This is a genomic window from Streptomyces sp. NPDC102462 (assembly GCF_044765425.1).
Taxonomy (GTDB): domain Bacteria; phylum Actinomycetota; class Actinomycetes; order Streptomycetales; family Streptomycetaceae; genus Streptomyces.
In genome coordinates this window covers 1-11,342 of sequence record NZ_JBIWKB010000113.1, presented here as the reverse complement: position 1 = coordinate 11,342, position 11,342 = coordinate 1, and the positions used below count along the sequence as shown (strand labels likewise).

Here is an 11,342-nt window from a genome sequence, read left to right as displayed (position 1 = left end):
CTGGACCCCCACCGGCCACCTCATCTACACCGGCCGCACCGACAACCAGATCAAACTCCGCGGCCACCGCATCGAACCCGCCGAAATCCAAGCCGTCCTCATAGCCCACCCCCGGGTCACCCAGGCCGCGGTCATCGTCCGCGAAGACCGACCCGGCGACCAACGCCTCACCGCCTACATCGTCGCCACCCACACACCCGACCTCCACACGCATGCCGCCGCCCACCTGCCCGCCTACATGATCCCCGCCACCTTCATCACCCTCGACGAACTCCCCCTCACCCCCAACGGCAAACTCGACCACCACGCCCTCCCCGCACCCCAACACCACCACCACACCGGCGAAGGACGCAGCCCCCGCTCACCACGCGAACAAACCCTCTGCACCCTCTTCGCCGAAGTCCTCGGCACCGAAACCGTCACCATCGACGACGACTTCTTCCACCTCGGCGGCCACTCCCTCCTCGCCACCAAACTCACCAGCCGCATCCGCACGGCTGTCGGTGTGGAACTCCCCATCCGCCAGCTCTTCGAGACACCCACCGTCGCCGGAATCAGCGCGACGCTGGAGCGGCGGTCGGCCCCGGTCGCCGTACAGCGTCCCGGTGTCACGGCCGGACCGAGGCCCGCTCGGGTCCCCGTCTCCTACGCCCAGCAGCGGCTTCGCTTCCTGAGTCTGCTGGAGGACGGCAGTACCGCCTACAACGCGCCCGGTGCGTTGCGGCTCACGGGTGTGCTGGACCGGGAGGCGCTGCGGCTGGCCCTCGCGGACGTGGTGGCCCGGCACGAGAGCCTGCGCACAGTGTTCGCCGAGGACGAGGGCGGATTCACCCAGGTGATTCTGGAGCCGTACGAGGTGGTCGTGGGGCTCGACGTCGTCGCCGTGGACGAGGACCGGCTCGGTGCCCGGCTGGCGGACGCGGCGCGGTACCCCTTCGACCTGGCCACGGAACCGCCCCTGCGTGCCACGCTGTTCGAGGTCGGCGACGACGAACACGTCCTGCTGCTGCTCCTGCACCACATCGCCGGCGACGGCTCGTCGATGCGTCCCCTGGCCCGTGACCTGGCGACGGCGTACACGGCCCGGGTGCGGGGCGCTGCCCCGGAGTGGGCGCCGCTGCCGGTCCAGTACGCCGACTACAGCCTCTGGCAGCGCGACGTCCTCGGCACCGAGGACGACCCGGACAGCGAGATCTCCCGCCAACTCGCCTACTGGACCCACACACTGGCCGGGCTGCCCGACCAACTGGAGCTGCCGTACGACCGCCCGCGCAGCGAGGTGGTCACCCAGCGCGGTGGGCAGGTGTCGCTGCGGCTCTCGGCCGAACTGCACGAAGCCCTGACCGAGTTGGCGCGGACGACGCGCTCCAGTCTGTTCATGGTGTTCCAGGCGGGTCTCGCCGCGTTGCTGACGCGGCTGGGCGCGGGCACCGACATTCCCGTCGGTTCGCCGGTCGCGGGACGTACCGACGCGGCGGTGGAGGAGTTGGTCGGGTTCTTCGCCAACACGCTGGTGCTGCGCACCGACACCTCGGGTGACCCGACGTTCACCGAACTCGTGGATCGCGTGCGGGCACGGAGCCTGGAGGCGTACGCGCACCAGGATCTGCCGTTCGAGCGGCTGGTGGAGGCCGTCAACCCGGAGCGCTCGCTCGCCCGGCATCCCCTCTTCCAGGTGTGCCTGACGCTGCACAACGCCGACCCGCGCGTCACCGTCGCCGAGGAGGCGCGGCTGCCGGGGCTGGCGGTGGAGCTGGAGCGGCTTCCCATCGAGGACACCAAGTTCGACCTCAACTGGGAGCTGACGGAACGCTTCGACAGCGCCGGCCGGCCCGCCGGGGTCACCGGTGACCTGGAGTTCTCCGCCGAGCTGTTCGACCGGGGCACCGCCCGCTCGGTGGCCGACCGCTTCGTACGCCTCCTGGCCGCGATGGCCGGGGGCGCCGACCGGACGATCGGCACGGTCGACGTCCTGGACCCGGCCGAGCGGACGGCGGTGCTGGACGAGTGGAGCGACGCGGCCCGGCCCGCGGTGGCCGCCGCGCTGGCCGGTGCGTCCCTGCCCGGTACGACGGACGGCGCTCGCGCGTACGTCCTCGACGACGCGCTGGCTCCGGTGCCGCCCGGGGTCGCGGGACAGTTGTACGTGACGGGCTCCGGTCCTGCCGGGGAGTCCGCGGAGCAGGAGCGGTGGCTGCCGTGTCCGTTCGGCCGGGCGGGCTGGATGTACCGCACCGGAAGGTCCGCGCGCTGGTCGGCCGACGGTGAGCTGCGGCTCGTCGAGGTGCCCGGGGGTGCGGACACCCGGTCGGCGGATGTGTGGCCCGCTCGTTCCCGGGGGCCGCGCAGCCCGCGGGAGCAGATCCTGTGCACCGTCTTCGCCGAGTTGCTCGGCGTCGCCTCGCTGGGCATCGACGACAACTTCTTCGATCACGGCGGCCACTCGCTGTCCGCGGTGCGGCTGCTCAGCCGGATCCGGGCGGTGCTCGGCGTGGAGCTGTCCATCCGCCCGTTCTTCGAGAACCCGACGGTCGCGGGCGTCGTCGAGGCGCTGGACGAGGCCTCGGGCGCCCGCCGGCCGGTCACGGCCGTGGCCCGCCCCGCGCGTGTCCCGCTTTCGTACGCCCAGCAGCGCCTGTGGTTCCTCAACCACCTGGAAGGGCCGAGCGCCACGTACAACATCCCGGTGGCGCTGCGGCTCAAGGGCGCGCTCGACCGGGCCGCGCTGCGCCAGGCGCTCACCGATGTCGTCGCCCGGCACGAGTCGCTGCGGACCCTGTTCGCCGAGGACACCGACGGGGCGCGGCAGATCGTCCTGCCGACCGCCCACGCGGCGCCGGAACTGACCGAGGTCGACGTCGCCCCCGGCGAGTTGGAGGACCGGGTGCGGGCAGCGGCGTCCCACCCCTTCGACCTCACCGCCGAACTCCCCTTGCGGGCCTGGCTGTTCTGCGCGCACGACGGGGAGCGGGTGCTCGTCCTGGTGGTCCACCACATCGCCGGTGACGGCTGGTCCATGGGGCCCCTCGCCCGCGACCTGTCCCTCGCCTACACCGCCCGGGCCCGCGGCGACGCCCCCGCCTGGACGCCGCTGCCCGTCCAGTACGCCGACTACACGCTGTGGCAGCGCGAGGTGCTCGGCTCCGAGGACGACCCGGACAGCGAGATCTCCCGGCAGCTCACCCACTGGAGGACCGCGCTGGCGGGGCTTCCGGAGGAACTGGAGCTGCCGGCCGACCGGCCCCGCCCGGCGCGGCAGTCGCACCGCGGCGGCCGGGTGCCCTTCGAGGTGCCCGCCGACCTGCACGCGCGGCTGACCGCGTTCGCCCGGGAGACCGGCACCAGCCTGTTCATGGTGACGCAGGCCGCGCTCGCGACCCTGCTCACCCGGCTCGGCGCGGGCACCGACATCCCGATCGGCAGCCCCGTCGCCGGCCGTACCGACGCGGCCGTCGAAGACCTCGTCGGGTTCTTCGTGAACACCCTGGTGCTGCGCACCGACACCTCGGGCGACCCGACGTTCGCCGAGCTGGTCGCCCGGGTCCGGGAGACCAACCTCGGCGCCTACGGGCACCAGGACGTGCCGTTCGAGCGGCTGGTGGAAGTGCTCAGTCCGGCCCGCTCGCTGGCCCGCCACCCGCTCTTCCAGGTGCTGCTCGGCTTCGACAACAACCAGGAGGCCCTGGAGGTTCTGCGTCTGCCGGGCCTCACCGTGGACGTGCGCGCGCCGGAGACCGGACGCGCCAAGTTCGACCTGGCGTTCTTCTTCGACGAGCGCTACGGCCCGCACGGCGAGCCCGAGGGGCTGGGCGCGGCCGTCGAGTACAACGCCGACCTGTTCGACCGCGGCACCGCGCAGGAGTTCGCCGACCGGCTGCTGCGCGTGCTGGAGGGTGCCGTCGCGGACCCGGCGCAGCCCATCGGACGGCTGGAGGTGATGGCGCCCGCCGAACGGTGGCGGGTGGTGGAGGAGTGGAACCGCACCGCGCACGACGTGCCCCCGCTGCCGGTGCCGACGCTCTTCGAGCGGCAGGTCGCCGCCGAGCCCCGGGCGACCGCGGTGCTCGGCGAGGACATCACCCTCTCGTACGCCGAGCTGAACGCCCGCGCGAACCGGCTGGCGCATCTGCTGGCCGTCTCGGGCGTGGGCGCCGAGGACGTCGTGGCGATCGCCCTGCCCCGGTCGGCCGACCTGGTGGTGGCCCTGGTCGCGGCCCTGAAGACGGGTGCCGCCTACCTCACGCTCGACACCACGGCTCCCGAGCAGCGGCTGCGGGCCGTCCTCGCCGACTGCGGCCCCCGCGTCGTCGTCACCGACGCGGCCACCCGCCCGGCCCTGGGCGACGGCGTCGCCCGCGATGTCGTGCTCGACGACCCGGAGACGGTCCGGGCGCTCGCCGCCGCCCCGGACTCCGACCTGACCGACGCGGACCGGGTCCGTCCACTGGACCTGCGGCACCCCGCCTACGTCGTGTACACCTCGGGTTCCACCGGCACCCCCAAGGGTGTGGTGATGCCGATGAGTTCGCTGGTCAACCTGCTCGCCTGGCACACGGGAACGTACTGCGGAGGCGTCGGCACCCGGACGGCGCAGTTCCTCGCCGTCTCCTTCGACTTCGCGGTGCAGGAGATCGTCCAGGCGCTGGTCGTCGGCAAGACCCTGGTGATCCCGGAGGAACACGTCCGCCGGGACGCCTACGAACTGGCCCGGTGGATCGCCCGGTACAGCGTCAACGAACTGTTCGCGCCGACCCTCGTGATCGACGCCGTGCTGGCGGCGGCCACCGACATCGGCGAACCGCTGGACTCCCTCACCGATCTCTTCCAGGGCGGGGAGCAGTTCCGGCTCAGCCATGAGCTGCGGGAGTTCTGCGCGAGCGGCTGGCGGCGGATGGCGCACAACATCTACGGCCCGGCCGAGACCCATGCGGCCACCACCGCGACCCTCCCCGAGGACATCGACGAGTGGCCCACCGCGGCCTCCATCGGCCAGCCGCTGTGGAACGCCTCGGTGTACGTCCTCGACGCCGGGTTGCGGCCGGTGCCGCCGGGGGTGCGCGGCGAGCTCTACATCGGGGGTGCCCAACTGGCCCGCGGCTACCTCGGCCGCCCCGACCGGACGGCGGAGAGGTTCGTCGCCTCACCGTTCGGGCAGCCCGGCCGGCGTCTCTACCGCACCGGCGACATCGTCCGCTGGAACCACCGCGGCGAGCTGGAGTTCCTGGGCCGCGCCGACCACCAGGTCAAGATCGGTGGCTTCCGCGTGGAGCCCGGCGAGGTCGAGGCCGTGCTCGCCGACCACCCGGCCGTCGACACCGCGGTCGTGGTCACCCGCGAGGACACCGCGGGCCCGACCCGGCTCGTGGCGTACGTCGTGCCGGAGGGCCGGGACCACGACGCGGGGCTGGGCCGCACGCTGCGCGCCCACCTCGACCAGCAGCTGCCGCACTACATGGTCCCGTCGTTCGTCGTACTGCTCGACGAACTGCCGCTCACCGTCAACGGCAAGCTCGACCGGCGGGCCCTGCCCGCCCCCGGCACCGACATGGTGGCCGCGACGCCGGGTACGGAGCGGGAGAAGGTGCTGTGCGGGCTGTTCGCTGACGTCCTTGGCCTGGCCGAGGTCGGCGTCGACGACGGGTTCTTCGACCTGGGCGGCGACAGCATCATGTCGATCCAACTGGTCAGCCGGGCACGACGGGCCGGACTCGCACTGTCCGTGCGCGACATCTTCGAACACCGGACCGTGGCGGCACTCGCCGACGTCGTCACCGAGACCGGCACCACCGTCACGGAGGAACCCGGCGCCGGCATCGGCGACATGCCGCTCACACCGATCAAGCACTGGCTGCTCGCCCGCACCGACGACCTGGACGCGTTCAACATGTCCGCCGTGCTGCGTGTCCCGGCCGCCCTCGACGCCGACGCGCTCACCGGCGCCCTGCAGACCCTGCTGGACCATCACGACGCGCTGCGCGCCCGCCTCACCCCGGCCCCCGGACGGCGGCTGGAGGTCCGGGAACCGGGAAGCGTCGACGCGGGCGGCCTGGTCCGGCGGGTGGACGCCTCCGGCGTCGAGGGCGCCGAACTCCTCGCCCTCGTACAGGACGCGGGCGCGGCCGCCCGTGACCGGCTGCACCTGGCCGACGGACGGGTCGTGCAGGCCGTGTGGTTCGACCGCGGCCGGGACACCCCCGGAATGCTGCTCCTGATCATCCACCACCTGGTCGTCGACGGGGTCTCCTGGCGCATCCTCATCCCCGACCTCGCCGAGGCCTACGAAGCGCTCGCCGCCGGCCGGGAACCCGCCCTGCAGCCGGTGGGCACCTCGTTGCGGCGCTGGGCGCAGCGGCTCACCGAGGAGGCCGTCAAATCCGCCTGGGTAGTCGACGCGGCCTGGTGGCAGGACGTCCTGCGGTGCGCCGGGCCGCCGCCCGGCCGACGGCCCCTGGACCCGGCGCGGGACATCCAGGCCACGGCCGGCCGGCTGACCATGGCCCTGCCCACCGATGTCACGGAAGCCGTCCTGACCCGCGTTCCCGCCGCCTTCCACGCGGAGGTGAACGACGTCCTGCTGACCGCGTTCGCCCTCGCCTGGGCGCGCTGGCGGCACGGCGGGCCGGACCTGCTGCTGGACCTGGAGGGCCACGGCCGGGAGGAGCACCTGGTGGAGGGCGCCGACCTGTCCCGCACCGTCGGCTGGTTCACCAATCTGTACCCGGTGCGGCTCGACACGGACGGCGTGGACCTCGCCCGGGCCTTCGCGGGCGGCCAGGCGGCCGGTTCCGCGGTCAAACGGATCAAGGAGCAGCTTCGGTCCGTCCCCGACAAGGGCATCGGCTACGGCCTGGTCCGCCACCTCAATCCGGCCACCGCATCCGGCTTCGACGGCCTCGCCGCCCCCCATGTGGCGTTCAACTACCTCGGCCGTTTCACCGCCGCCGACGGCGACCGGGCCGCCGACTGGACTCCGCTCACCGGCGTCGACGCCGTCGCCGGTGACCCGCCTCAGCTGCCGCTCGCCCATCCGCTGGAGCTCAACTCCCGTACCCAGGACGGCCCGGAGGGCTCCGAGCTGGTCGCGTTCTGGACCTGGGCCGAGGGGATCCTCGACAAGGACGAGGTGCGCGAGCTGGCCGAGCTGTGGTTCCGGGCCCTGCGCGCCCTGGTCACGCACTCCGAGAACCCGCACGCGGGCGGTCTCACCCCCTCCGACGTCTCCCTGTCCTCGATCGGCCAGGACGAGATCGAGGCGTTCGAGGAGGAACTGGACGATCTGTTCGACGACTTCGACGACGAACCGCACGACTTCGAGAAGGAAGAAGAGGCCAGCAAGTGAGTCGCACAGCGCGGAAGATCGAGGACATCCTGCCGCTGGCCCCGCTCCAGGAGGGCCTGCTCTTCCACAGCGTCTACGACGAGGGTGAACTCGACCCCTACGTCGTGCAGATGTCCTTCGACATCGACGGCGCGCTGGACACCGCCGCCCTGCGCGCCGCCGCCGAGAAGCTGCTGGCCCGGCACGCCAACCTGCGGGTCGCCTTCCGCCAGCGCAAGAACGGCGACTGGGCCCAGCTGGTCATGCGGGAGGTGCCGCTGCCGTGGCACGAGCGGGACCTGAGCGGTCTGGCCGAGGCCGAACGCGACGGTGTCGCCGCCGACCTGATCGCCGCCGAACGCGCCACCCGCTTCGACGTGGCCCGGCCGCCGCTACTTCGTTTCATCCTGCTGCGGCTCGGCACCGCCCGGCACCGCCTCGTGCTGACCAACCACCACCTCCTGCTCGACGGCTGGTCCCTGCCCATCCTCATGGGTGACCTGTTCGCGCTCTACGACGCCTCGGGCGACGACAGCGTCCTGCCCCGGGTCCGCCCCTACCGCGACTACCTCACGTGGCTGGAGGGCCAGGACCGGGACGCCGCCCGCACCGCCTGGCGCGACACATTCGCCGACCTCGTCGAACCCACCCTCGTGGCACCCGGCGCCGACCGTGCCGCGGTGGCCGGCGCCGAGGTCCGGGCCGAACTGCCCCGGGACGAGACGGCGGCGCTCACCGAGCTGGCCCGCGGCCGTGGCCTCACCCTCAGCAGCGTGGTGCAGACCGCCTGGGCGGTCGCCCTCAGCAAGCACCTGGGACGCGACGACATCGTGTTCGGCACCACCGTCTCCGGACGCCCGCCGGAGATCGACGGCGTCGAACGCATGGTGGGCCTGTTCATCAACACCCTGCCCTCCCGTGTGCGGCTGCGGGCCGCCGAACCGCTCGCCGGGCTCGTCGCCCGTGTCCAGCGCGAACAGGCCGCCCTCACCCCGCACCAGCACCTCGGGCTCGCGGAGATCCAGCGCACCGTGGGGCACGGCGAACTCTTCGACACCTCCATGGTGTTCCAGAACTATCCCGTCAACCGCTCCGGCACCGCCGGCACCGGCATCGGCGCGGCCATCAGCCTGGCCCCCGGCAAGAACCGCGAGGCCACGCACTACCCCCTGCTGCTAATCGCGGCAGCCCGGGGCAGCATGACGTTCCGGCTCAACCATCGTCCCGACGTCGTCGACGAGGCCACCGCCCAGCGGATCCTGGACCGCTTCGTACGCGTCCTGCGCGCCCTCGTCACCGCACCGGACCGGCCCGTCGGACGCCTCGACCTGCTCACCGGCCCGGAACGCGACCGCGTGCTGCGGGAATGGAACGACACCGCGCACGACGTCCCGGACGCCACGGTCCTCGACCTGTTCCGCGCCCAGGCGGACCGCACCCCGCAGGCCCCCGCCGTCACCGGCGCGGGCCGCACCCTCACCTACGCCGAACTCGACGCCCGCTCCAGCCGCCTCGCGCGCCTGCTGGCCGAGCACGGCGCGGCACCCGAGCGGTTCGTCGCCATCGCGCTGCCCCGGACCTGCGACACGGTGGTCTCGCTGCTCGCCGTCCTCAAGACGGGCGCGGCCTACCTGCCCGTCGACCCCGACTACCCGGCGGACCGCATCGCGTTCATGCTCGCGGACACCGAGCCGGCGCTGCTGCTCACCACCGGCGAACTCGCCCCCGGCGTCCCCGACTCCGGCGTGCCGCGTCTCCTCCTCGACGACCCGGCCCACACGGATCTCACCGCCGGGCCCGCCACCGCGCCCGCCGTGCCGATCCTGCCCGGCCACCCCGCGTACGTGATCTACACCTCGGGCTCCACCGGACGCCCCAAGGGCGTCGTCATCGAGCACCGCTCGCTCGGCGCCTATCTCCAGTGGGCCCGCAACGCCTACCCGGAGATGGCCGGCACCTCACTGCTGCACTCGCCGATCTCCTTCGACCTCACCGTCACCGCCCTCTACACCACCCTCGTCTCCGGCGGCCTGGTGCACGTCGCCGACCTCGACGAGCGGGCCGCCGAGGGCCCCGAGGCCACCTTCCTCAAGGGCACTCCCAGTGTGCTCGCCCTGCTGGAGGCGCTGCCCGCCGAGGCATCCCCCAGCGAGCTGATCATGCTGGGCGGTGAACTCCTCCTCGGCGAGGTCGCCGACCGCTGGCGGGCCCGCCGCCCCGACGCCGCCGTCCTCAATGTGTACGGAGCCACCGAGGCCACCGTCAACAGCGTTCAGTACCGCATCCCCGCGGGCGCGCCCGCACCGGCCGGCCCGGTCCCTGTCGGCCGGCCCTTCTGGAACACCCAGGTGTACGTCCTCGACAGCGGGCTGCGGCCCGTGCCGCCCGGCGTCCCCGGCGAGGCGTACATCGCGGGCACGGGTCTCGCCCGCGGCTACTGGCGGCGCGCGGCCCTCACCTGCGAGCGGTTCGTCGCCAACCCCTACGGCCCGCCCGGATCCCGCATGTACCGTACGGGCGACGTCCTGCGCTGGAACCACGACGGCCGGCTGGAGTTCGTCGGCCGCGGCGACGGCCAGGTCAAACTGCGCGGCTACCGCATCGAACTCGGCGAGATCGAGGCCGTGCTGGCCGGCCACGAGGACGTCACTCAGGCCGCCGTCCTGCTCCGCGAGGATCAGCCCGGCGACAAGCGGCTCGTCGCCTACGCGGCGACCGCCGACGCCCCCGTGACCGCGGAGGCCCTGCGTGTCCTCGCCACCGACCGGCTCCCCGACTACATGGTGCCGTCGGCGTTCGTGACCCTGGACGCCTTCCCGCTCACCCCGAACGGCAAGCTGGACCGCCGCGCCCTGCCCGCACCCGGCTACGGATCGCAGGCGGGCGTCGGCCGCGCGCCGCGCTCCCCCCGCGAGGACATCCTCTGCGCCCTCTTCGCCGACGTACTCGGCGTCGGCACCATCACCATCGACGACGACTTCTTCGCCCTGGGCGGCCACTCCCTGCTCGCCACCAAACTGGTCAGCCGCATCCGTACGGCACTCGGTGCGGAGCTGGCCATCCGGCAGCTCTTCGAGACCCCCACCGTCGCCGGCCTGTCCGGCGCCCTCGACACCGGCAACGGCGCCGCCCGCACCCCGGTCACCGCCGTTGTCCCACGCCCCGACCGGCTCCCTCTGTCCCACGCCCAGCGCCGCCTGTGGTTCCTGCACCGTTTCGAGGGCCCGAGCGCCGCCTACAACTCCCCCGTCGCCCTCCGCCTCTCGGGGAACCTCGACCGTACGGCTCTGGAGAACGCCCTCGCCGACCTGACCGCACGCCACGAAACGCTCCGTACGGTGTTCGCCGAGGACGCCGAGGGCCCCCACCAGGTCGTGCTCGACGAAACCCGCCCGCCCCTCGCCGTCGTCCGTACCGAGGCCGCCCGTCTGCCCGCCCGTCTCTCCGAAGCGGCCGGCCACCCCTTCGACCTGTCCTGCGAACCACCGTTGCGCGCCACCCTGTTCGAGGTCGGCGACGACGAGCACGTCCTGTTGCTCCTCACCCACCACGTGGCGACCGACGCATGGTCCCGGGCCCCGCTGGCCCGTGACCTGACGGCGGCGTACGCGGCCCGGGTGCGGGGCACGGCCCCCGAGTGGGCGCCGCTCCCGGTGCAGTACGCCGACTACAGCCTCTGGCAACGGAACGTCCTCGGCGCCGAGCGTGCCGCGGACAGCGAAGCTGCCCGACAACTCGCGTACTGGCGCGAGACGTTGGCGGACCTCCCGCAGGAACTGTCCCTGCCGTTCAACCGGCCGAGGCCGGCCGTGGCCTCCTACCGCGGCGACGTCGTCACCTTCGAACTCCCGCCGGAACTGCACGACCGCCTGACCCGCCTGGCCCGTGACAGCCGCACCAGTCTGTTCATGGTGCTCCAGGCGAGCCTGGCCACCCTGCTGTCCCGGCTGGGCGCGGGCACGGACATCCCGCTGGGCACCCCGATCGCCGGCCGCACCGACGACGCGCTGGACGATCTGGTCGG

2 protein-coding genes are annotated in these 11,342 nt (G+C 73.1%); both read left to right on the top strand.

Going from position 1 to position 11,342, the window contains the following annotated elements; genetic code table 11:
• The coding region (locus ACIRFL_RS42710; protein WP_404040853.1) for an amino acid adenylation domain-containing protein at positions 1-7,339 on the top strand (7,339 nt) is incomplete at its 5' end.
• Positions 7,336-11,342 (top strand): amino acid adenylation domain-containing protein (locus tag ACIRFL_RS42705; RefSeq protein ID WP_404040850.1); only part of this gene is annotated, 4,007 nt, incomplete at its 3' end. The genes ACIRFL_RS42710 and ACIRFL_RS42705, both read left to right, overlap by 4 nt.